The 353-nt window shown below is 61.5% G+C and carries 1 protein-coding gene; it reads left to right on the forward strand.

Going from position 1 to position 353, the window contains the following annotated elements; genetic code table 11:
* The coding region (locus WG898_RS25220; RefSeq protein ID WP_339605524.1) for a transporter substrate-binding domain-containing protein at positions 1-353 on the forward strand (353 nt) is incomplete at both ends.

Genomic DNA, 353 nt, shown 5'->3' on the forward strand with positions numbered 1-353 from the left:
GCCACCACCACCGGCACGACCTCGGTGCAGACCCTGCGCAAGCATGAGCGTGCCACCGGCGTGGACTTCAAGGAGGTGTTCGGCAAGGACCATGCCGACAGCTTTTTGCTGCTGGAGTCGGGCCGCGCCGATGCCTTTGTGATGGACGGCTCGCTCTTGGCCGGCAATATCGCCAAGAGCAAGAACCCGGCGGACTTCAAGATTGTCGGCGAGGTGCTGTCGGTGGAGCCGATCGCCATCATGATGCGCAAGGACGATCCGGCCTTCAAGAAGGCGGTGGACGACAGCATCAAGGCGATGATGAAGTCGGGCGAGATCGCCAAGCTTTACGACAAATGGCTGCTGCAGCCGAT

It is taken from the genome of Paucibacter soli, from assembly GCF_037482845.1.
GTDB lineage: Bacteria > Pseudomonadota > Gammaproteobacteria > Burkholderiales > Burkholderiaceae_C > Paucibacter_B > Paucibacter_B soli.